General features: G+C 64.5%; 24 protein-coding genes. 16 read left to right on the forward strand and 8 right to left on the reverse strand.

Annotated elements, in window-relative coordinates; genetic code table 11:
• Positions 1-26: 26 nt before the first annotated feature.
• On the forward strand, positions 27-416 hold the full coding sequence (locus D8Y22_RS07680; RefSeq protein ID WP_141464130.1) for a DUF5611 family protein: 390 nt from the start codon (positions 27-29) through the stop codon (positions 414-416).
• A gap of 12 nt (positions 417-428) precedes the next feature.
• Entirely contained in the window at positions 429-617 is a 189-nt protein-coding gene (locus tag D8Y22_RS07685; protein ID WP_141464131.1) for a hypothetical protein, read from the forward strand.
• A gap of 107 nt (positions 618-724) precedes the next feature.
• Here the strand turns inward: D8Y22_RS07685 and D8Y22_RS07690 are convergent, their stop codons facing one another.
• Positions 725-2,272: a heme-binding protein gene (locus D8Y22_RS07690; protein ID WP_141464132.1), complete on the reverse strand. Its 1,548-nt coding sequence runs from the start codon at positions 2,270-2,272 to the stop codon at positions 725-727.
• 162 nt (positions 2,273-2,434) lie between these two features.
• Here D8Y22_RS07690 and D8Y22_RS07695 point away from each other — a divergent pair, with 162 nt between their 5' ends.
• Positions 2,435-2,959, forward strand: a complete 525-nt coding sequence (locus D8Y22_RS07695; protein WP_141464133.1) for a PadR family transcriptional regulator — start codon at positions 2,435-2,437, stop codon at positions 2,957-2,959.
• A 37-nt stretch (positions 2,960-2,996) separates the two neighbouring features.
• On the opposite strand, the gene D8Y22_RS07700 is transcribed toward D8Y22_RS07695, so the two are convergent.
• From D8Y22_RS07700 to pyrH, 3 genes are read right to left on the reverse strand one after another with little or no spacing between them, the layout of a single operon-like run.
• Entirely contained in the window at positions 2,997-4,832 is a 1,836-nt protein-coding gene (locus D8Y22_RS07700) for a site-2 protease family protein (RefSeq protein WP_141464134.1), read from the reverse strand.
• 42 nt (positions 4,833-4,874) lie between these two features.
• Positions 4,875-6,554, reverse strand: a complete 1,680-nt coding sequence (gene lysS, locus D8Y22_RS07705) for a lysine--tRNA ligase (RefSeq protein ID WP_141464135.1) — start codon at positions 6,552-6,554, stop codon at positions 4,875-4,877.
• A complete protein-coding gene (gene pyrH / locus D8Y22_RS07710; protein WP_141464136.1) occupies positions 6,551-7,276 on the reverse strand; it encodes a UMP kinase in 726 nt (241 codons plus the stop codon). Before pyrH ends, lysS begins: the two co-directional genes overlap by 4 nt.
• Before the next feature lie 143 nt (positions 7,277-7,419).
• Here pyrH and D8Y22_RS07715 point away from each other — a divergent pair, with 143 nt between their 5' ends.
• The 3 genes from D8Y22_RS07715 (at position 7,420) to D8Y22_RS07725 (ending at position 10,089) form a co-directional block, all read left to right on the forward strand.
• Entirely contained in the window at positions 7,420-8,262 is an 843-nt protein-coding gene (locus D8Y22_RS07715; protein ID WP_141464137.1) for a molybdopterin synthase, read from the forward strand.
• A 254-nt stretch (positions 8,263-8,516) separates the two neighbouring features.
• Positions 8,517-8,756, forward strand: a complete 240-nt coding sequence (locus D8Y22_RS07720) for a DUF7123 family protein (protein ID WP_141464138.1) — start codon at positions 8,517-8,519, stop codon at positions 8,754-8,756.
• 181 nt (positions 8,757-8,937) lie between these two features.
• Complete coding sequence (locus D8Y22_RS07725; protein WP_141464139.1) at positions 8,938-10,089, forward strand: site-2 protease family protein; 1,152 nt, start codon at positions 8,938-8,940, stop codon at positions 10,087-10,089.
• Positions 10,090-10,259: 170 nt separating this feature from the next.
• On the opposite strand, the gene thiL is transcribed toward D8Y22_RS07725, so the two are convergent.
• The gene (thiL, locus tag D8Y22_RS07730) at positions 10,260-11,165 is read right to left on the reverse strand and encodes a thiamine-phosphate kinase (RefSeq protein WP_141464140.1); all 906 of its coding nucleotides are present in this window, start codon (positions 11,163-11,165) and stop codon (positions 10,260-10,262) included.
• A gap of 170 nt (positions 11,166-11,335) precedes the next feature.
• On the opposite strand from thiL, the gene D8Y22_RS07735 reads away from it, so the two are divergent.
• The 10 genes from D8Y22_RS07735 (at position 11,336) to D8Y22_RS07780 (ending at position 19,985) form a co-directional block, all read left to right on the forward strand.
• On the forward strand, positions 11,336-11,791 hold the full coding sequence (locus D8Y22_RS07735; protein WP_141464141.1) for a 30S ribosomal protein S19e: 456 nt from the start codon (positions 11,336-11,338) through the stop codon (positions 11,789-11,791).
• 102 nt (positions 11,792-11,893) lie between these two features.
• Positions 11,894-12,244, forward strand: coding sequence for a DNA-binding protein (locus D8Y22_RS07740; RefSeq protein WP_141464142.1), 351 nt, complete (start codon positions 11,894-11,896; stop codon positions 12,242-12,244).
• Positions 12,244-12,834, forward strand: a complete 591-nt coding sequence (locus tag D8Y22_RS07745) for a DUF7411 family protein (protein WP_141464143.1) — start codon at positions 12,244-12,246, stop codon at positions 12,832-12,834. The genes D8Y22_RS07740 and D8Y22_RS07745 overlap by 1 nt, the downstream gene beginning before the upstream one ends.
• An 84-nt stretch (positions 12,835-12,918) precedes the next feature.
• Positions 12,919-14,508, forward strand: coding sequence for a hybrid sensor histidine kinase/response regulator (locus D8Y22_RS07750; RefSeq protein WP_141464144.1), 1,590 nt, complete (start codon positions 12,919-12,921; stop codon positions 14,506-14,508).
• Positions 14,509-14,535: 27 nt separating this feature from the next.
• Positions 14,536-15,834, forward strand: a complete 1,299-nt coding sequence (hisS, locus tag D8Y22_RS07755; RefSeq protein WP_141464145.1) for a histidine--tRNA ligase — start codon at positions 14,536-14,538, stop codon at positions 15,832-15,834.
• Between the two features lie 92 nt (positions 15,835-15,926).
• Entirely contained in the window at positions 15,927-16,163 is a 237-nt protein-coding gene (locus tag D8Y22_RS07760) for a PaaI family thioesterase (protein ID WP_141464146.1), read from the forward strand.
• A 17-nt stretch (positions 16,164-16,180) separates the two neighbouring features.
• Complete coding sequence (locus D8Y22_RS07765) at positions 16,181-17,581, forward strand: RNA-guided endonuclease TnpB family protein (protein ID WP_141464147.1); 1,401 nt, start codon at positions 16,181-16,183, stop codon at positions 17,579-17,581.
• A gap of 53 nt (positions 17,582-17,634) precedes the next feature.
• Positions 17,635-17,895, forward strand: a complete 261-nt coding sequence (locus tag D8Y22_RS07770) for a PaaI family thioesterase (RefSeq protein WP_141464148.1) — start codon at positions 17,635-17,637, stop codon at positions 17,893-17,895.
• Between the two features lie 78 nt (positions 17,896-17,973).
• A complete protein-coding gene (locus tag D8Y22_RS07775) occupies positions 17,974-19,482 on the forward strand; it encodes a sulfatase-like hydrolase/transferase (RefSeq protein ID WP_141464149.1) in 1,509 nt (502 codons plus the stop codon).
• A gap of 74 nt (positions 19,483-19,556) precedes the next feature.
• Positions 19,557-19,985, forward strand: a complete 429-nt coding sequence (locus tag D8Y22_RS07780) for a hypothetical protein (protein ID WP_141464150.1) — start codon at positions 19,557-19,559, stop codon at positions 19,983-19,985.
• A gap of 36 nt (positions 19,986-20,021) precedes the next feature.
• Here the strand turns inward: D8Y22_RS07780 and D8Y22_RS07785 are convergent, their stop codons facing one another.
• Genes D8Y22_RS07785 through hisG form a run of 3 tightly spaced genes read right to left on the reverse strand, consistent with a single transcriptional unit; the run spans position 20,022 to position 22,399 of the window.
• Positions 20,022-20,501 (reverse strand): desampylase, encoded by a 480-nt coding sequence (locus tag D8Y22_RS07785; protein ID WP_141464151.1) that lies wholly within the window; start codon positions 20,499-20,501, stop codon positions 20,022-20,024.
• Complete coding sequence (locus D8Y22_RS07790; protein ID WP_141464152.1) at positions 20,498-21,529, reverse strand: cobalamin-binding protein; 1,032 nt, start codon at positions 21,527-21,529, stop codon at positions 20,498-20,500. The genes D8Y22_RS07785 and D8Y22_RS07790 overlap by 4 nt, the downstream gene beginning before the upstream one ends.
• Positions 21,530-21,532: 3 nt before the next feature.
• A complete protein-coding gene (gene hisG, locus D8Y22_RS07795) occupies positions 21,533-22,399 on the reverse strand; it encodes an ATP phosphoribosyltransferase (protein WP_141464490.1) in 867 nt (288 codons plus the stop codon).
• Positions 22,400-22,431 lie beyond the last annotated feature (32 nt).

Raw genomic sequence — 22,431 nt, forward strand, 5'->3', positions numbered from 1 at the left:
AAGACCCCGCCGTGTATCTCCAATCCATGAAGGAGTACAAGATGCGTCGCGGTGAATATCTCGAGGAGCGAATCCCCGATATGGAGGCCACTGTCGAGGAGTACTTCGGGTCGATTACGGCCACCCAGGAGTTCAAGGGCAGCGATCTCTTCGTCATCGAGGAACCCGACAACCCCGTCTTCGAGAAAATCGTCGCCGGTACCGTCGAGTACTCCGGCAAGAAGGACAAACTCGGCGTCGAGTTCCACGAACGCGACCCCACCGAACTCGGGCCTGACGAACTCGAGGCCGCCGGCGAGGCCGTCGACGCGAAAAACGACTTCCTGCTCGAGGCGACCGGTCGCGACGCCAAGGCCCGCCGTGACTCGATGAAACGCTCCGTCGAGGACGATCCGGACCACGACGTCGACGCGTAAGCCGCTCGAGCGATGGATCTCTACTCGTTCCTGTTCGCGACGGCCGCCGCCCACGTCGGCTTCGCCGTCTTCGTCGCGGGTCACGCCGCCTTCACCGACGAGGACGCCGGTAACTGGCCCTACATCACGCTTGTGCTGGGTCTCGCCGGCGTCGCGGGGTACTTCTTTTACGACGAGCTATCCGATTCCGGCAACATATAGGGTTCAAAACTGGAATCGATCAGCTCATACGGATTGCTGTAACGATTTACCGGCGCAACCGCCGCCCGGGTCGCAGTTGCGCCGGCAATGACTTACAGTAAACCGTATCAGGCCAGGAAGACGTGGCGCGGTCGGTCTGCGAGGATGTCGCGACCGTAGTCGACGGTCTCGGAGAAGGCGTCGCTGCGGAAAAACGCCATGGCGTCCTCGCGGGAATCCCAGCGGCTGGCGATGAACATGTCGTTTTCGTCCTCGCGATTGGCCAGCAGGTCGGTCTTTCGGTGGCCGTCCATATCTGCGAGCGCGCCGGTGACATCGCCGAAGGTGGTTACGAAGTCCCCGCGGTGGTCTGGTTCGACGGTGTAGAACATCCCCATCGTTCCCCACGAATCAGCGTCGTCGTCGCCTGCTTGCCGAACGATCTCGGGTAGATCGGCGAGGAATCCAGCCGCCGTATCCGCGGCGCGTTCGGTTTCCCAGAGGCTGACGATCGCCGTCTCGGTGTCTTCGTCCTCGTCGTGGGACACCTCGCTCGCCTCGTAGACGGCCGTCTTCACGTGTGTATCGTAGTGATCGAAGTTCGTCCGTAACCCCTCGACCTCCTCGAACAGGTCGTCGGGGTCGGCCGCCGAGTAGAGCACAACCGCGTGGACATCCTCGCCGTGAGGTTGGCCCGCGTAAACGCCGATCTCCTCGAGTTCGCTGCGGACGTCCTCGTCCTGTCCCGGTGGCCCGCCCGCGTCACCGTGAGCGTGGTCGCCCCCGTGGTCGCTCGAGTCGCCGTGGGCGTGACCACCGCTCTCGCCGTGAGGGTGTCCGTCGGCGCCGTGGGGGTGGTCGGCGCCACCGTGTGGATGGTCGTCATTCTCGGCTGGGACGGCTTCGCCGGCCATGTAGGCCCCGAGATCCGAGGCGTCGAATCGGCGGCCGACGTGGAACCGGCCGAACTCGGCGTACTTCGAGGTCGAGGGATCAAAACGCATCTCCGCGAGCAGATTCTTGATGTTCGCCGGATCGTTGGCAAACAGCGAGACGCTCCACTCGTCGTCGTCGAAGCCGATGCTGCCGGCGGTGATCTGACTAACCTTACCGCCGTAGCTGCGGCCGATGTCGCCGTGAGAGCTCATATGCTCCGAGCGCGTCTCGAAGGGCAGGTCGTACCAGTTGTACTCGGGGTCGCGGCGTTTTGCCATCGGGTAGAAGTTGACGTACTCGGCGTCGGGTATCTGGGGATAGAGTTTCTGCTCCAAGTAGCGTGCGAGCCCGGTGTCTTCGACCTCCTCGTCGTCCTCGAAGTAGGCCTCCGTGACGTAGTCGGACACTTCGGCGACCGAGACGTAGGAGTCGCTGCGCTCGGTGAACTGGGCGAAAGCGGTCTGATCGAACCGACGGCCGATCTGCTCGATATCGGCCATCGTCGGGCGAATGTGCATGACCAGCAGATCCGTCTCGTGACCGAGCATGGCGAACGTCGCCGAGTCGCCGTCCTCGGCGTCCGCGACGGCCTCGCAGTCGGCGAGGAAGGCGGATCCCTCCTCGAGGGCGCGTTCGCGGACGTGGTCGGGGGCCTCGCGCCAGGCGTCCCAATCGACCGTCCGGAAGTCGTGCAGGATATACCAGCCTTCTTTGGTTCGTGGCGGCGTCCGTCGTTCCATACCGGTGGCTAGGGAGCCACCCGATAAGAAGGAACTGCTTCGAACCCAACAGATAGGAACGAGAACCGCCACAGCAACCCGACACCGGCCCCGAGGCCCACGACGCCGGAATTGCTGGTGGCCGAAACCCTTTACGTTCGCCCGTTTAAATCACGGTCGACCATGCGGAAAAGTGGGCCGCCGAAAGGACTCATCGCCTATCTCGTCCTCGAGCTACTCGAGGAGAAACCGCGATACGGCTACGAGATCCTCAAGGAGATTCGCGAGAGCAGCGGCGGCCACTGGGAACCATCCTACGGCTCCGTCTACCCGATCCTCTACAAGTTCGAGGAGGAAAGCTGGGCCGAGCGCATCGACCGCGAGGACGAACCCGACCGGAAGTACTTCGAACTCACCGATTCGGGCCGCGAGGAGTTGGCCGACCGTCGCGAGAGCTGCACCGAGAAAGCCAGCGAGTTCGCCGACATCATACTGGGGTTTTTCCACGTCTACGCAGCCTTCTCGACGGACGACCGGTTCGACATTCCGGAGCGCGATGGCGAGTGGCGATTCGACGAGACGTTCAGCGCCTGGATCGTCGAACAGATGGTGCGCCACCACGAACAGTACTTCGAAACCGAGTTCGACCGCATCGAGGCGACCCCGGAGACGTTCTACGATCGCCACGGCGTCGATCTCGAGGAGTAGTCGGCTCGAGCCGCCCACAAGCGGCCAGACATCGACCTCAGCCGCCAAGCAGGCCAGGTGCAAAGATCATCGCCAGAAAACTGACCAGCATCGTCAGACCGATCGTCGTCGTCACCATCCGGACCATCCCTCGGGTCGCGTCGATCGGGAGCCGGGAGACGACCGCCTCCGTGCTGGTCCGAAGGATGTGTCCGCCGTCGAGCGGGAACGCCGGGATGCAGTTGAAAAAGCCGAGCTGGACGTTGATCCAGCCGGTCCAGAACAACAGGTTCGCAAGGAGGAAGATCGTGCCGTCACCGAGGGCGGCGAGCGAGCCCTGGACTTCGTAGAAGTTCTCGATGCCACCGGTAAAGCCCGCGAAATTGAACGGCAAGACGCCGATGACGCCGATGATGGGCAACACGAGGGCGATCCCCATTTTCCCGAGGAACGAGTCGGTGATGGCACCGAAGCTACCGTCGCCGTTGCCCCCGAGGACGGCGAGATACTCGTCGGCGGGATACAGCTGGATGCCGAAGGCGTCCGCTGAAAAGCCGGAGATACCGGCAATATCGAAGTAGCCGACGGTCCCGCCGCCGGTCAGCTGACTCCGCTCGCCGAGGGTTACCTCGTACTCGACGTACTCGCCGTCGACGTAGCCGCCGACCGTGACATCGTCGCCCGGATCGGTCGTGCCGACGATCGCGTGCAACTCGTCCTGTGAGTGAACGCGCTCGCCGTCGAACGCGGTGACGATGACGTGTCCGTCGACCGGCGCACCCTCGTTCGCGAGGGGACCGTCCTCGGCGATCCGCACCAGCGCACCGATCGGCATCTCGCGCTCGTCGATCCTGTCACCGGTATCGATCTCGAGGGTCGCGGTGTGGTCCTCGCCGACAGTTCGAACGAGTTCGTCCTCGGAGCCGACGGGTTGCCCGTTGACGGCGACGATCGCGTCACCCGCCTCGAGACCCGTCATCTCGGTTTCGGCGGCCGAGGTGACGAGCAGCGATCGGTCGACATCGACGGTCCGTTCGCCGTCGAGTTCGACCGTGACCTGATCGCCCGCCGCGGCCTCGAGTTGGGCGCCGAGATCGTCGTTGTCCTCGACGGTGACGCCGTCGACAGCGGTGATGCGATCGCTCGGTTCGATACCGGCGTCGTCCGCGGGCGTGCCGGGTTCGACGCCGCCGACGGCCGCGCCGGGAGCGATGGCGATCGAACCGGCGATCGGTCCAAACAGCAACGCGAACGCGATGATCGTCACCGCGAAGTTGTTCGTTACGCCCGCGGCGAACATCCGCGTTTTCCCGCCTCGAGAGGCGTTCTTGCTGCTTTCCTGATCGGGTTCGACGAACGCCCCGAATGGGATGATCGCGAGCATCGCGATCCCCATCGAGTCGATGTCGATATCCTCGACGCGACAGAGCAGGCCGTGACCGCCCTCGTGGACGACCAGGCCGACGAGCAGGCCGAAGACGATGCCGGGGGCTGCAGACAGCGGGAGGAAGTCGTTGACGCCGGGGATCACCAGCACGTTCCGGGGCTGGTGGACCGAAGTCGTCGGCTGTGGCGAGGACAGAGCAGCGAGGCCGGCAAACAGCAGGAGGCCGAACATCGCGACCATGACGACGATCGCGATGCCGATGCCGAAGTTCGCCCAGGCTCGCCAGAATCGTTCGGGACCGGACAGCCAATCTAAGAACTCGCGGCCGCGTTTCGTGTGGAAGGTGAGGATCGGCCCCTGCGCGCCGACGTAACTCGGCAGGAGATCGGCTCGCCGGAGGGCGATGATCGCCCCCCAGTAGACGGCCAGACCGATGAGAACCCAGGTCAGCGTCTCAGAGCCGTAAATTTCGGGAACCGACAGCGCGGCGGGGAAACCGGATTCCATCTACCCCTACTCAGAGGGCGGTTCTCAAATGGCTTTTGTCTCTCAACGCTTTCGGCGAAGTCGGTCGACGACAAACGCCTGATCGACTTTCGCGAGGAAGGAGCCGAGTTTCGGGCCCTGTTGTTCGTCGAAGAAGAGCCGGTAGCCCGCGGCGAAGAAGTCCCCGACATCGATGTCGTGACGTCTCGCCATCTCGTAGATTTCGCCCTGCAGTTCCTCGGGGTCCTCGCTGCCACCCGCCTCGACGAAGTCGGCCAGTTCGTCGAGGGCCGCCTCGGTCGCTTCGTCGAAATCGTGGGCGGGAATCTCGCCGCGTTTGAGTTCGTAGTCGAACTCGTTTTCGGTGCGGCGCGCCCAGTTTCGGGCCTGCTCGACGCGTGCCAGTGCCCCCTCGACGGCCCACTCGGGGGCGTCCTCGGGAACGTGACCCTCGCGGCGGGCGATCTCCTCGCGCAGGTCCGGATCGTCGGTCATCCCGAGCACGGCGGCGAACGTGTAGGGTAATCGAACCCGCTCCTCGCGCGGTTCCTCGACGAGGAGGGGATACACCCGCTCGGCGAACGCCTGCTCGTCCTCGTCAGCCTCGATCTCGCCGAAGTAGACCCGCTCGAGGCGGTCGAACTCGTCGACGAGCTGGTCGAGGCGTTCGATACTGAAGTCCCGCGCTCGCGATGGGTCCTTCGCGAAGAAGTATCGCAGCACCTCGGGCTCGATCAACTCGAGGACGTCCGAGACGAGGATGACGTGGCCCGCCGACGAGGAGAAGGGCTCGCCCTCTAAGGTGAACCACTCGTAGACCATCGGCACCGGCGGCTCGATCTCGAGGACGTTTCGGGCGACGTCTTGCCCGCTGGGCCAGGAGCCCTCGGCGTGGTCCTTGCCGAAAGGTTCGAAGTCGACCCCGAGGATCTGCCACTGGCCGGGCCACTCGAAGCGCCAGGGGAGTTTCCCCTCGCGGATCGACGCGGTGCCCTCGTGGCCACAGCCCTCGATGGTCTGGTCGCCGGCGTCCATATCGGTACAGCGGTAGTCGACCGTGCCGACCTCGCCCGCGTCCAGATCCACGCTGGTGACCGTCTCGGTGATCTTGCCACAGGCCTCACAGATGGGGTTGAACGGCACGTAGTCGCCGTCGGCGTCGACCGTGTCCTGATACTCGGACAGCACTTCGCGTGCGCGCTCGCGATTCTCGAGGACGTGTCGGGTCACGTCGTCGAACGCGCCCGACTCGTAGAGATCGGTGTTCGAGCGCAGTTCGATCGGGACGTCGACGGCCGCGGCGCTGTCAGCGATGATGGTCGCGAAGTGGTCGCCGTAGGAGTCACAGCAGCCGAACGGATCGGGGATGTCGGTGTAGGGTGCGCCGAGGTTCCGACCGAGTGCACCGGCGTCGACGTCGCCGAGGTCGACGAGGTTCCCCTCGAGATCACAGAGTTTCCGCGGAAGGCCGCGCAGGGGATCGCGGTCGTCCGCGGTAAAGAGCTGCTCGACCTCGTAGCCGCGCTCGCGAAGCACCTCGGCAACGTAGTAGCCCCGCATGATCTCGTTGACGTTGCCCAGATGGGGCACCCCCGAGGGGGAGATGCCGCCCTTGATCACGATCGGTTCCGCGGGATCGCGCTCGAGAATCCGATCGGCAACCGTGTCGGCCCAGAACGCGTGTCGTTCGTCGTCCTCGCGCTGGAGCGTGTAGGGGGTCGTCTCGGATAGGTCGTCGCTCATTGCTCGTTTTGGGCCCAGTAAGTCGGTTCCTCGCCGACGCCTTCGGGAACGACATCGGTGCCGTCGTGGTCGCCGAATCGAACTGCACGCGCGATTCGGTCGGGATCGGTGCCGTCCAACACGATCGTTCGCATCCCCGATCGCTGGATGATTTTGGCGGCCAGCAGGTCGACGGGTGCCGAAGCGCCGGCGTTCATCTCGAGGCCGGCGATGACATCGACCAGCTCCGTCGCGGTGAGGTCGTCGTACTTGGTCGCGTCGTCGGTCTCGTTCGGATCGTCGCTGTAGACGCCGGGGACGCTCGTCGCGTAGACGAGCAGGTCGGCGTCGACGTACTCCGCCAGCGCGGCGCCGACGGCGTCGGTCGTCTGGGCCGGCGCGACGCCACCCATGACCGACACCTGCCCCTGCCGAAGCGCATCGCCAGCTTCCTCGTAGTCGTTGGCCGGCGCGGTGACGGTGTTCTCGCCCAGCGCGGCGATGAGTAGCCGAGCGTTGAGTCGCGTGACGTCGATCCCCAGCTGATCGAGTTCGATCTCGTTGGCACCCAGATCGCGTGCGGCCCCGATATACTCACGAGCGACGCCGCCGCCCCCGACGACGGCACCGACGCGACAGCCGTCCGCGACGAGGTCTTCGACGACGGCCGCGTGCTCTGCGACCCGATCCGCGCCCGGCTCGGGCACGAGCACGCTACCACCGATAGAGACGACCACTTTCATACTAACCCGGTGTAACCGGGTCGTTCTCTTAAGGATTGCCAACTTGCCGGCGACTGTGACGGGTTCTCGGTCCGACCGTGTCTCCCGCCCCCGAGCGATCGATCCCCGACAGCTACAAAGACCGACCGAGTCATACGTGAGATATGCACGTACTCGGTATCCAGAACCGCGACGCGACCCGCGAGACACTCGAGCGCGTCGTCGATCGGGTCGTCGATCGCCTCTCGCGAGAGGGACGCATCGGCGTCGTTCGCTACGATGCGACGATCGCCGACGGGACCCACGCGACCCACGACTCGACCACGCTGGGGGGCGATGTCACCTACGATCTCGGCGCCGACGGCGACTGGACGGCCAGCGGTACGGGGTTGTCCGTCGGCGACGCGCTCGACCGGTTAGCGCCGACCTGCGAGTTCGCCGTCGTCGTCGGCGTCTCCCGGCTGCGGTATCCGACGATCCACGTCGGCAGCGACGGAGAGCCGGACGCCGACGACGCTGGGACCGTCCTCGCGACCGTCGATTCACCCGCCGAACTCGAGTCCGACGCACTCGTTACAGCCCTCGCGGAGGCGGAGCCACACCGAACCCTCGAGTCCCTCGTCGCCCGCGTCAAGCGCGAGCCAACGGCCGATCGGTCGGGGGCGATCGCGACCTTTACCGGCCGCGTCCGCGCGAAAGACGACGACGACGACGCGCCCACGGAGTACCTCGAGTTCGAGAAGTACGACGAGGTCGCCGACGAGCGCATGGCCGCTCTCGAGCGCGATCTCGAGGCTCGAGCGGGCGTCTTTGCGGTGGAGCTGTACCATCGGACGGGCGTCGTCGAGACCGGCGAGGACATCGTTTTCGTCGTCGTTCTCGCCGGCCATCGCGAAGAGGCGTTTCGAACCGTCGAGGACGGGATCAACCGGCTGAAAGACGAGGTTCCGTTGTTCAAGAAAGAGGTTACCGTCGAGGACGAGTTCTGGGTGCACGATCGACCGTAGCCATACGTTCGTCTGACGATCGGCTGAAACTATCTGAATTGATGTTAACACAGAAAGAGTATTAGACGTGAATTATATCGCTGATATAATGAGTTAGAGGCGGTTTTAAAACTTCTCCCGGCCTCTCGTCCGCTCGTAAAACCTATCGTAAATGTGAATAAAACTTTCATTACCGGCCAGTTCGTTGAATGCAATCGAAAATTCCCGAACCAACCATCCTTTATAACATATCTCCTCTCAAAGCCGAGATTGCGATGAGCACGACAGCCCAACCCTCCACGGAAACCAAGGAACGCCGCCTGAAACGCTACCTGCGCGAACGTGCAGAAGACGGCGAGCTGTACTTCAAAGGCAAGTTCATTGCCGACGAAGTCGGCATGTCCCCCAAAGAAATCGGCGCGCTCATGGTCAAACTCTCCGAATCCGCGACGGAGCTCGAGGTCGAGAAGTGGTCCTACACGAGCGCGACCACGTGGCGTGTCGAACCCGCATAACGCTCGAGACGACTCGAGTACGCATCGCTGTCGATAATCACCCGATCGGACCGTCCCGTCCGGTGTCGGCGCGTGCGAACGCCATCCGGCACAGCCGTGTTCTCCGTTTTTCTGGCACTGATAGTACAGTGACTGCAACGGAGACAGGCGATTTATACGCACAGCCACGGAACCACCGGTGATGGACGACCGCGCCGTGTCCGGATACGGCAGGCCACGGACCGACGTACTCGAGGATGGGCCGCCGCTCGAGCGGATCGAATCGGTGTTTTCGGTGTACGAGGTGGATCGTGACGAGGATCAGTTAGTCTACTACGGCGACCCGCAAGTCAACCGCGACCAACTCATACAGGAGCTGTGGCCCGCGTTTCGCGACTCCGGCTACGAACCGCGACTCGGGACCCGTCGCGGCGAGTACGTCCTCGTCGCCGAACCGACCTCGGTCGGCATCGACGGAATTCCCTGGACGAACATCCTGCTGTTCGGACTGACGGTCCTCTCGACGCTGTTTGCCGGATCGATGTGGTATCACATCGATCCGTTCGCCAATCCGACCGAGATCTGGCGGGCCTGGCCGTTTTCGGTCGCGATCCTTACCGTCCTCGGGGTTCACGAGATGGGTCACTACGTCCTGAGTCGGTACCACGAAGTCGACGCCTCCCTCCCCTATTTCATTCCCATACCGACGCTCATCGGGACGATGGGCGCAGTCATCAAGATGAAAGGACGAATGCCCGACCGCAAAGCGCTGTTCGACATCGGCGTCGCCGGGCCCCTCGCCGGCCTGGTCGCGACAGTCGGTGTGATCGTCGTCGGCCTTCACCTCCCGCCGGTGACCGCGCCCCAGTCGGTCGTCGACCACCCCGATGCGTTTCGGATCGTGCTGGGGCATCCTCCCCTGCTCGAGGGGCTGGCGACGGCGTTCGACCAGCCGCTGTACCGCGACGATCCGGCGACGAGCGTGAACCCGGTCGTCGTCGGCGGCTGGGTCGGCCTCTTCGTCACCTTTCTCAACCTGATCCCGGTCGGCCAACTCGATGGCGGTCACATCCTCCGGGCGATGGCCGGCGAGTACCAGCCGACGCTGGCAGCGCTCGTCCCCGGCGGGCTGTTCGGGCTCGCGGCGTACCTCTACTACGTCGCCGATGTCGGCATCAACTCGGTGTTCATCTGGCTTTTCTGGGGCGTTTTCTCCGCCGTCATCGTCTTTGCCGGCCCAGCACGACCGATCAGAGAGGAGTCACTCGGCCTCGGGCGGCTCCTGCTGGGTGCGCTGACGTTCGTCCTCGGGATCCTCTGTTTCACGCCCGTCCCGATCGAAGTGATCGTGTAGCTCTCGAGGGGAGTCTCCCGGAGGATGCCGAACGAGAGCCGTAACGTCCGAACGACGTCTCATACGGATTGCTGTAACGATTTACCGGCGAAACCGCAGACGGGTCGCGGTTTCGGCGGTAACGACTTACAGTAAACCGTATCATACATGGGCGCGTGCATATGGCTCGCTCAGCCGTGCGTGTACCCGCTGTCGGCGAGGGTCTTGCCGTCGAGGGTGATCCCCGCTTCGCGCTCGACGACCGACCCGATCGGCGAGACCGCCACGTCGGTGTCGGATCGAACGTCCGCGAGAGCGGCCTCGGGCAGCGTGACGACGAGTTCGAAATCCTCGCCGAACGTCGTCGCCAGTTCGAGCGCGTGGCCCTCGTCGTCGTCGATCTCGCGAACGACGTCGTCGATCGGCACGCGATCGGAATCGATCGCGAAGCCACAGTCGCCGGCCTCGCCGAGTTGGTGGAGCGAGCGCGCGAGACCGTCGCTCGAGTCCATCATCGCGCTCGCGTGGGGCGCGAGTGCGAGGCCGGCGTTGATACGGGGCTCGAACCGGAAGAGTTCGTTCGCGCGCTCGAGCGTGGGGTCCGCTGTCTCCGGAGAATCGGTCGCTCGAGCGAACAACTCGAGGGCGGCCGCGCTGCGACCGAGCGTGCCGGTGACACAGACGATGTCGCCGACTCGAGCGCCGTCGCGGAAGACGGGAGCGTCGGTCCGACCGATCGCGGTCGTCGTCACGGTGAACTCCCGGTGGCCGTCGAGGTCGCCGCCGACGTAATCTGCGTCGACGAGATTGCAGACATCACGCGCGCCCCGGACGAACGCGAGCAGTTCCTCGCGATCGAATTCGGGGGCGGCGTAGGCGGCGACCGCAGCGCTCGCTCGAGCACCCATCGCGGCGACATCCGACAGCGACGCACCGACTGCACGCCAGCCAGCCGTGTAGCGACTCGTACCGGGCGGAAAGTCCGTCTCCTCGTGGAGCATATCCGTGGTGATCACGAGGTCCTCGACGACCGCCGTGTCGTCGCCGACCGCCTCGAGTTCGTCCGCCAGCAGCGACAGGGCCGCCCGTTCGTCCATACCCCCTCGTTTCGACTCGAGGGCGAAAAACGGTCCGGGACGGAACAGTCGGGCGGGAACGACGACCGCCAGCGCGGTGACGGTCGTCGCGGCCCGTTCGCGACCCCGCGTGACGCCGGCGACGAGCCGATACGATGGTCTTAAATGCCGCGGACGGAAACGAAACCCCAATGGCTACGATGTACGACGTTCCGGCGGACGACCTTATCGAGGCGCTCGCCGACGACCTCGAGGAACGCCTCGAGGAGCCCGACTGGGCACAGTTTGCAAAGACCGGTGTCGACCGCGAACTCCCACCCGAACAGGAGGACTTCTGGGCGACCCGCGCCGCGAGCCTCCTGCGCAAGGTCGCCGACCGCGGACCGGTCGGTGTCGAACGACTCTCGACCGAGTACGGCGGTGCAAAGGGCGGCTCGAACCGCTATCGCGTCGCCCCAGACAAGCGTGCTGACGGCTCGAAGAACCTGATCCGAACGATCCTCCAGCAACTCGAGGACGAAGACCTCGTCGAGACGGCCGAAGGCGAAGGCCGACGCATCACCGCCGAGGGCCAGAGCCTGCTCGATGACACCGCCGGCGCCGTTCTCGAAGATCTCGACCGTCCGGAACTCGAACGCTACGCGTAGACGACTCGCCGTTTTCGACGACCGACGCCTCGAGAGCGACCGGGACGAGCGGCCCGCTCCGAAATCATTTTCCGCTGGGCGACCGAACTGACAGACAGCACTATGAGCGGCTCACCCGACGAGGAAAAACTCGAGGAGCTTCGACAGCAGAAGATGGAACAGCTACAGGAGCAGGCCGAATCACAGCAAGGTGGCGCCGAACGGGAAGCCGCCCAGCAGCAGGCTGAAGCACAGAAAAAAGCCGTCCTGCGCCAGCATCTGACCGACGACGCCCGCAAGCGGCTCAACACGGTCAAGATGAGCAAACCGCAGTTCGGCGAACAGGTCGAGCGACAAGTCGTCTCCCTGGCCCGGAGCGGCCGCATGCAGGGCAAGATCGACGACGAGAAGATGAAACAGCTCCTCCAGGAGCTAAAGCCCGACTCGAAGAGTTTCGACATCCAGCGGCGCTGATGGAGCTTGGACTGCTCTACAGCGCCGGCAAAGATTCGACGCTCGCCGCGTTGCTCCTCGAGGAGTTCTACGATGTCACGCTCGTAACGGCTCACTTCGGCGTCAGCGACGACTGGCAACACGCTCGTACGACAGCGACCCAACTCGAGTTCGACTTTCGCCGACTCGAACTCGATCCCGACGTTGCCCACGAGGCCGTCGAGAAAATCCGGTTGGACGGCTTTCCCCGAAACGGTATCCAGCACGTCCACCAGCACGCGTTAGAGCGACTGGCCGACAGCGAGTTCGACGCCATCGCGGACGGCTCCAGACGCGACGACCGTGTCCCGACCGTTTCCCGTGCCCAAGCCCAGAGTCTCGAGGACCGCCACGGCGTCGAATATATCGCGCCGCTGTCGGGCTTTGGCCGGACCGCGGTGGATCAACTCGTCGACGCCCACCTCGAGGTGACCGTCGGCCCGAGCGAGGAGATCAGTCGCGCGGATTACGAGGCGGAGCTGCGGACGCTCATCGCCGACGAAGACGGGCCAGATGCGGTCAGGGAGCTCTTTCCGGACCACGAGCAGACGTACGTGACCGGTATCCGGTGATCGGTCGCCGTCGATCGACCGACCAGGCGAATCGTGTGATGGTGATTTAAGCGATTGCAGTCACATCTACACGCAGGTCGACGCATGACGACGGCATCCGACGGGATCGACGTTCTCTACGTCGGTGCCGACGACGCGAATCCCCCGCTCGAGTCGTTTCTCGAGCGCGACGGCGATCAGTTCACTCTCCATCGAGCCACGACGATACCGGCGGGGAATCGCCGCCTCGAGACCGACGCCGTCGAGTGCGTCGTCTGCGAGGACGACCTGCCGGGCGCGACCGGGCTCGAGTTTCTCGAGCGGAGCCGCGATGCGATCGGCGAGCGGCCGTTCGTGTTGATCGGTCGGCAGACGCCGCCGTCGGAGGCGTTCGCGGCCGGTGTCACGGAGTACGTACGATGGGATTCCCCCGATGACGCCGCCGTTGTCGGCAATCGCGTCCAAAACGCCGTCGAACGCACCCGGGCGAAGCGCCAGCAGGAGGCTCTCCAGTCGGTCTCGAAGCGGAACGACCACGAGCAACGTCTCGAGACGTTGCACGAGACGGTTCGGCGGCTGATGACGAGCGACATCGAACGCGAGGTCGCGACGGTTACGACCGACGCAGCGCGGGAGATCATCGATCTCGAGGTCAACACGGTCTATTTCTACGACGAGACGGCGGACAGGCTGGTGTCGGCGACCGAGACACCCGAGGGTCGCGATCTGTTCGACGAGTTTCCGACGTTCGACCGCGGCGAAGGGCTCGTGTGGCAGGTCTTCGAATCGGACGAGCCGATGATCTTTGACGATGTCAGCGAGCACCCCGACAGCTACAATCCGGAGACGCCGATCCGAAGCGAGATGATCCTCCCGCTTGGCGACCACGGGATCTTCATCGCGGGCACGACCGAAGACAGTGCGTTCGACGCCAAAACCATTTCCCTGGCGAAGATCCTGGCCCGCAGCGTCGAGACCGCCCTCGATAGCACGGCCCGTCGGCACGAACTGCACGCCCAGAAAGAACGCCTTCGAGAGCAGAACGATCGCCTCGAGGAGTTCTCGAGCATCGTCGCACACGACGTTCGAAACCCGATTTCGGTCGCGACCGGTTACGTCGAACTCGCGGCCGACGAGACCGACGATGTCGAATCCGAACTCGCGGCAGCGCGTCGGGCCCTCGAGCGATCGGAACGGATTACCGACGACCTGTTGTGGCTTGCCCGATCAGGCCAAGCGATCGGCGCTCGAGTCGAGACGAACCTTGCCGACGTCGCGGAAACGGCCTGGAGGCACGTCCAAACCGACGGCGCCAGTCTCGAGATGAACGGCGACCGACTCGTTCTGGCCGACCGTGATCGACTCAGCCAACTGTTCGAAAACCTGTTTCGAAACGCGGTCGAACACGGCTCGACGGACGACGACGGACCGCAAGGCAAGCACGATCCGCTCGTTCGCGTCGGGACGCTCGAGGACGGCTTCGTCGTCGAGGATACGGGACCGGGTCTGTCAGTAGCGAATCCCGACACCGTATTCGAGTTGGGCTACACGAGCGACGACGACGGGACCGGCTACGGGTTGTCGATCGTCGAAACGATCGTCGAGGCCCACGGCTGGTCGATCGCGGTGACCGAAAGCGACGAGGGCGGGGCGCGCTTCGAGATTACCGGACTCGACTCGCAAACGAAAGGTTAGAAGGGTGCCCTGGGCGAACTACCGTTCATGTACGACCGGATCAAGGGCTTTCGAGACGTCTATCCCGGCGAGATGGCCGCCCGGCGGGAGACGATCGATACGGTAGAAGACACCGCCCGCCGCTACGGCTTTCGCGAGATCGTGACACCCGCGGTCGAGCGCGCCGAGATGTGGACTGACAAGAGCGGCGACGACATCGTCGACGAACTCTACGCCTTCGAGGATCAGGGCGGGCGCCACGTCACGCTGACCCCCGAACTGACACCGACCGTCGCCCGGATGGTCGTCGCCAAACAGCAGGAGCTCTCGAAGCCGATCAAATGGTTCTCGACGCGGCCCTTCTGGCGCTACGAGCAGGTCCAGCAGGGCCGCCAGCGGGAGTTCTACCAGACCAACGTCGACATCTTCGGCTCGAGCGAACCCGAAGCCGACGCCGAGATCCTGGCGTGGGCAGCCGACGCCCTGACCGGCCTCGGACTCACCGGCGACCACTTCGAATTTCGCATCTCCCACCGGGACATTCTCGGCGGCGTCTTGGAGAGCTACGACGCCGATGTCGATACCGAGGACGCGATCCGCGCCGTCGACAAGTCGGACAAGCTCTCGGCGGCGGAGTACCACGACCTGCTGGTCGAGGCCGGCCTCGACTACGATCAGGCCGCGGCGTTTGACGACCTCGTCGCGGGCGGCGACCTCGAGGCCGTCCGGGTGTTCGCAGACACCGAACGCGTCGACGCTGCGGTCGAGAACCTCCAGAACGTCCTCGCGGCCGCCGAGGACTTCGGCGCACGCGAGTACTGTACGATCTCGCTCGAGACGGCTCGCGGGCTCGATTACTACACGGGCGTCGTCTTCGAGTGTTTCGACTCCGCGGGCGAGGTCTCGCGATCGATCTTCGGCGGCGGGCGCTACGACGACCTGATCGAGAGCTTCGGCGGCCAGCCCACGCCCGCGGTCGGCGTTGCCCCCGGCCACGCCACGCTACCCTTGCTCCTGCAACGGGCCGGCGTCTGGCCCGCGGAGGAGGTGACGACGGACTACTACGTCCTCCAGATCGGCGACACCCGAACCGAAGCGGCACGCATCTCCCGCGAACTCCGCGAGCGCGGCCACGTCGTCGAGACCGACATCGCGGGTCGCTCCTTCGGCTCTCAGCTGAACTACGCCGACTCGATCAACGCCGAGACGGTCGTCATCGTCGGTGAGCAGGATCTGGAAAACGACGAGGTGACGATCAAGGACATGGCCTCCGGCGACCAGACCCAGGTGCCGGTCGAGACCTTCCCCGGCGATCTCGAGCGCCCGACGTTCGACGACCTCGAGTGAGCACCGGGGCGCGTACGCCTCCCATCCCGCGACCGGGGTCGCCAATGCCTGCGCACGAAGCTTCAATATCGCGTATCCACTGTGTGGAATCGATGCCAGAACACGACCCAGGCGGATTTTCGGCCCTCATCGGGCTCGAGTTCACCGAGGTGAGCGAGGGATACAGCCGCGCAACGCTGGCGGTTCGAGACGAGTTGACCAATCCGAACGGCGTGTTACAGGAGCAACAGGAGAATGCCCACGACTTTAGTCGTGCGGATGAATCCGTCACTGCTGAAGACAACCACGACACTGTTGCCCAACCGCAATCCCAACGTTTACACTACTAGAAACCTACATTTTAGATGTGAGCGACCGACCACAACGCACGAACGAGTACATTGCCGAACCCACCAGTGACCGGTATCGGCAGTGTCTGTTCGAGTGGTTGGCCGCCCACGCCCCCTTGTGGAACCAGATCAACTACCGACGCCGGCAACAATACTTCGACGAGGATGGCGACGTCTGGGACGCCGAGTACACTAACCTCTACGACGACTACGCACCCATCCTCGGCAAAGCCACTTGTCAACAGGTCGCCCGCAAAAACAGCGAAGCGTGGCGAAGCCACTTCCGCCTCCTCAACAACTACCACGACGGCTCCAACAATACGGTGACCGAAAAACCGTCCCCGCCGGGGTATTGGGGCAACCGTGACGACGGCTACGAACTTCACGGCCTCGTCCGCAACGACCTCTACACCCTCGACTGGGACGAGAAACGGAGTACGTTGGAGTTCGGTGTCGGTGACGCACTCGAAGAGAAATACGATTTCGAGTATCAAGAACGAGTCACACTCGAAGTGCGCGGGAATCCACAGTGGGACGGTGACGATAGCAGGTTAGAGCTCGTCTACGACGAAGCGGCAGACAAACTTCGTGTCAAGCATCCGGTTCGCATACGGCCAGACAGATTGCAACAACAGCGATTGGATGCCGTCACCCACACACTCCACCCGGAGAACACGACCCACACTGCTTCGATCGACGTGGGCGCGAACAACACCCTCGCCATCGTCACCACCACCGGCGAAACCACTGTGTATCATGCTCGTCCGGAATTCGACCGGTTCCGCGCGTTGTCCACACGGATTGCCGAATTGCAGTCACAACTCCCCGACGATCGGTACACGAGTCGGCGCATTCAGCGCATATACGATGAACGTGGTGAAAAACGCGATCATAGCCGTGATGCGGCGGTGAAACACGCCGCAGAGTGGCTCCTTTCGCGCAACGTGGATACAGTGTACGTCGGCAATCTCACCGACGTACTGGGCACACACTGGAAGGCGAGTGTGAACGAGAAGACGCACGCGTTCTGGTCACACCGCCGGTTAGCTGACCGGATTGAACTCACATTCGGGGATGTTGGCATCGGCGTTAAAGCAGTGAGCGAACGCGATTCGAGTAGCGAGTGTCCTGAGTGTGGTAGCGACGACGTTGTTCGGGATGGCGACGAGTTTCGGTGTCACGACTGTAGACTGGACGCGCATAGTGACGTGACGGGGGCGTGGAATCTACTCCAATCAGAAGTGGGGCCGATGGCACGGCCCGCCGCCCTATCCGCTGGACGCGATAGGGATTCACCCGTTAATGGGGCGTACTGGGAGTGGGATGGACACGACTGGATACCCAGGAGTTTTGGGGAACAGTCGAGCCCGACCGACCAAACCAGCATCGGCGAACCCGCAAGTTCACAGCCGGGGTAATCTGCTGGCCGGATTGCCCACGGAGGAATCCCACGACTTCAGTCGTGTGGAGGATGTCAAACGGCGCGGCTGCCTACGCGATGGCCGATTCGGGGATGGGCGCTGCACTCCAGTCCGAACTGGACCCGGACCAGCGGTGTGCGACCATCGAGATCAAGATCAGCTACCTCGAGCCCGTGACCGACGGCGAACTCACCTGCGAGACGATCGTCCTGCGACGTGGCGGCTCCGTGGCCTTCCTCGAGTCCGAAGTCATGCAGGACGAGACGGTCGTCGCCAGCGCGAGCGGTTCGTTCTCCATCTTCTCGCCGTGATCGGCTGTTTGGCAGCCGAGCGCGGATCCGCCCGGCGCAGGCCCTACCGTTAACTACGACGGTGGTGTACGCCGCCCGATGGCCGACACCGACGACCGTCCGAACGTCCTGCTCGTGCTCACCGATCAGGAACGGTACGACCTCTCGGAGCCCGACGGAGCGCCCGTCGAGACGCCGACCATGGATCGGCTCTCGAGCGAGGGCATGCGGTTTTCGCGAGCCGTCACGCCGATCAGCATCTGCTCGAGCGCCCGCGCGTCGCTGCTGACCGGGCAGTTTCCCCACGGCCACGGCATGCTGAACAACTGCCACGAGGACGACGCGATTCTGGCGAATCTTTCGCCCGAAATACCGACGTTTTCCGAGGCGCTCGAGGCGAGCGGATACGATTGCACCTACACCGGGAAGTGGCACGTCGGGCGCGACCGGACGCCCGACGACTACGGCTTTACCTATCTCGGCGGCAGCGACACACACCACGACGGCATCGACGAGGCGTTTCGCGAGTACCGCCAGGAGCGAGGCACACCAGTCGGCGAAGCCGACCTCGAGGAAGAACTCTACACCGGGGACGATCCGCGCGATGCAAGCGACGGGACCTTCGTCGCTGGGAAAACGCCGATCGACGTCGAAGAGACCCGCGCCTGGTTCCTGGCCGAGCGAACGATCGAGGCGCTCGAGGCCCACGCCGGGACGAACGCAAACTCGAGCACGAGTGACTCGAGCGGCGACGGCCCGTTCTTCCACCGCGCCGACTTCTACGGCCCACACCACCCCTACGTCGTCCCCGAGCCCTACGCCTCGATGTACGACCCCGACGACATCGAGCCACCCGACAGCTACGCCGAAACCTACGACGGGAAACCACGAGTACAGGAGAACTACCTCGCCTACCGCGGCGTCGACGGCTTCGACCGGGAGCTGTGGGCCGAAATCGTCGCGAAGTACTGGGGGTTCGTCACGCTGATCGACGACCAACTCGAGCGGATCCTCGAGGCGCTCTCAGAGTACGGGCTCGCCGAAGAGACCGTCGTCGTCCACGCCTCGGATCACGGCGACTTCGTCGGCGGCCACCGCCAGTTCAACAAGGGGCCGCTGCTGTACGACGACACCTACCGGATTCCGCTGCAGGTGCGCTGGCCCGGCGTCGTCGACCCGGGCTCGACCTGCGACCGGCCGGTCCACCTTCACGACCTGGCCCCAACCTTCCTCGAGATCGCAGACGTCGATATTCCGGACTCGTTCCACGCCCGGAGCCTCCGTCCACTGCTCGAGGCCGGCGGCGATCCCGACGCCGAACCCGACGACTGGCCCGCGTCGACGTTCTCGCAGTATCACGGCGACGAGTTCGGCCTCTACAGCCAGCGAATGGTCCGCACCGAGCGCTACAAGTACGTCTACAACGCCCCCGACGTGGACGAGCTGTACGACCTCGCGTCCGATCCGGCGGAACTGCAGAACCTGATCGATCATCCCGACTACGAGGCCGTGCGACGGCGGCTTCGCGACCGACTGATCGCGTGGATGGACGACACCGACGACCCGAACCGAGCGTGGGTGCCCGACGTGCTCGAGCGCGCGAGATAGAAGCGTACGTTTACGACGATCAAGCAGCTACCACCTGGTATGAGCCGCGACACCGACCCACGGAGGGCCGACTGATGGTGCGAGACGACGGCGAGCAGCCGGCCGACCTCCGCGAGCAGGCCGCCGAGTACGAGGCAATCGCGAGCGCGCTCGAGGACCTGGTCGTCGAACTCCGGGACGAACCGATCCGTGAGACGCGACTCGAGGGGTTGTTCGACGAAGTGACGACGAGCGATCCCCGGATCTGGAATATCGTCACCGCGTTCATCGACGTCGAGGACGGCGAAGCGATCGTCACCGACGAGTCGAAATTGGCCGAAGGCTCGTGGGCACCCGAGATCGTCGAGGGCTGCGATACGATGGTCACCCTCGAGATTCAGCGCGGGCTGATGCCGGACGATTTCGAGTATCTCGTCGGCAAGAAGCTGAGCGATCGCATCGATGAATTTCGCGAGGACGCCGCGAAGGCCGAACAGCGGGCCGCCGAACTCGAAGCCGAATAAGAACGGGTGTCTAGCACGCAGACAGCACAGGTCCACCTACTCGAGGACGAGTGTCTCGCGTTCGAATTTCCCGGCTGTACGCGAGCCGGTGCTCTCGCGGTCGCTCGAGTCCTCGGTCCCACTATCGCCCGAACGCCATCGCCACGACCCGATATCGAGGGGCGACAGCGAGACGATCAGATAGGACCGATCCGGCCAGGTCGCCGCCTCGGCGTCGGTCTCGCTCGGCCGCGGCGGGCCACGGGGATGGCTGTGATAGAAGCCGACGATTTCTTCACCCCGATCCTCGAGTCGCTCGAAGATTGCAAGTTGCTCCTCGGGATCGATCCGGTAGCGCGTCCGCGGGTGGTCGGCGACGTTGTCGGCTGGATACTGCGATCGGACACGGCTCGAGTCGGGATCGAACGAGCCACCGAGGACGCCACAGACCTCACGAGGGTCGCCCGTTCGAGCGCGCTCGAGGATCGCCTCGCGGAGGTCGGACGGAAGAACGAGCGTCGGTTCGGAGCCGGTCATCGCTCGGAGCGGGCCCGCGTTTCGCGGTCATCGCCGACCCCCGTCTCGAGAGCGTCGAACGGGACGGCGACGGCCGCGAACGACGGCGGCGGCGTCTCGTCGTCGAAGACGCTCCTCGAGCCGGGCTCGTCGGCAGGGCCGCCGCCAACAACCGAGTCGTCGAACTGATCGGGCTGGACGATCCGCGCGAACGCCTCGAGCGTCTCGACGAGTCGCGGCCCCGGCCGGTTACTGTAGTGGTCGCCGTCCATCGCCCAGACGCGATCCTCCTGGACGGCAGTGAGGTCTTCCCAGCCGTCTCGAGCGGTGAGATCCGTCCGGTTGGCGGCGGTCTGTTCGAGATCGAACCCGCAGGGCGCGACGATCACGACTTCGGGATCGTAGGCGCGGATATCGGCCCACTCACGCGGTCTCGAGCGCTCGCCGACGTCGGCCAGCCCGTACTCGCCGCCGGCCCACGCGACGAGTTCGGCGGTCCAGTGGCCCGCGATCATGACGGGGTCGGTCCAGTCGAAGACGGCGACGCGCGGACGCTCGTCGACCGCGAGGTCCGTCGTCCGCTCGCGGACGCGGTCGATTCGCTCCTCAAGGGTCGTCCGAACCGCGCGCGCTCGTTCTTCGCGGCCGGTCGCGGCGCCGATTCGCTCGATGTCCGCGAGCACGTCGCCGACCGTGTGCGGATCGGTCGTCAGAATCTCGGGGTCGACCTCGAGGTCGGCGACGGCCTCGGCGATCACGACCTCGTCGACGGCACAGACGTCACACATCCCCTGGGTGACGATCAGGTCGGGGGCGAGATCCGCGAGGGTCTCGGTGTCGATATCGTAGACGGCGCCGTCGTCGGCGTCGAGCACCTGCGCGTCGATCTCGGCGCTGTCTCCGTCGGCCTCGATCCGCGAGCGAGTGATCGACGGCGCGAACGCGACGGCCGCTGGCGGATAGTCACACTCGTGGGAGACGCCGACCGGATCGAGACCGAGCGCGGCGACGATTTCGGTGGCCGAGGGCAGCGTCGTGACGACGTCCATCGGTCACTCGACGAGACGCTCGATTTCGGTCACGAGAATGTCGCTCGCGCCGGCCTGCTTGACTTCGGTGATCGTCTCGAAGACTGCCCGCTCGTCGACGACGACGTGGACGGCGACCGTCCCGCTGGCGTCCGTGCCCTCCTCGTCGGCGATGTCCATCACCGTCGGCCCGCCCATGCCGGGGATGACGTCTCGAACGTCCTCGAGTCGATCTTCGGGGACGTTCATCATCAGGTAGCGCTTGCCTTCGGCCTGGACGACCGACGCCAGCGCCGTTCTGACCTCCTCGATTTTCGGCTGCTCGAGAACGTCCTCGCGAGCGAACAGCCGAACGGAACTCGCGAGCACCTCCTCGACGACGGCCAGGCGATTCATCCGCAGCGTGGTCCCCGTGCTGGTGATGTCGACGATGGCGTCGGCCATCTCGACGTGTGGCGTGAGTTCGGTCGCACCCGAGACCTCGACGATGTCGGGCTCGACGCCCGTGTCGGCGAAGAAGTCCCGCGTGACGTTCGGGAACTCGGTGGCGACGGTTCCGCCCTCGAGATCTGCGATGCCCCCGATATCGCCATCCTCGGGCGCTGCGAGGACGAGCCGACAGCGGCCGAACTCGAGGTCGAGCAGTTCGGCGACGGTCTCGACGCGAGCCTCCCGGACCTGGTCGTAGCCCGTGATCCCCATATCGGCCGCGCCGTCGGCGACGTACTCCGGGATATCGGCCGCGCGGGCAAAGAGCACCGAGACGTCGGGATCGACGGTGTCGGCGTAGAGTTTCCGATCCGCACCGTTCTCGAGATGGAGCCCCGCCCGCTCTAAAAGATCGATCGTCGGCTCGTGCAGGCGGCCCTTGTTGGGAACGGCGATTCGCATGTGGGTCGTGTTGGTCGTCATGCGGGAATTGT

The sequence above is a fragment of the Salinadaptatus halalkaliphilus genome (assembly GCF_006543045.1).
Lineage (GTDB): Archaea > Halobacteriota > Halobacteria > Halobacteriales > Natrialbaceae > Salinadaptatus > Salinadaptatus halalkaliphilus.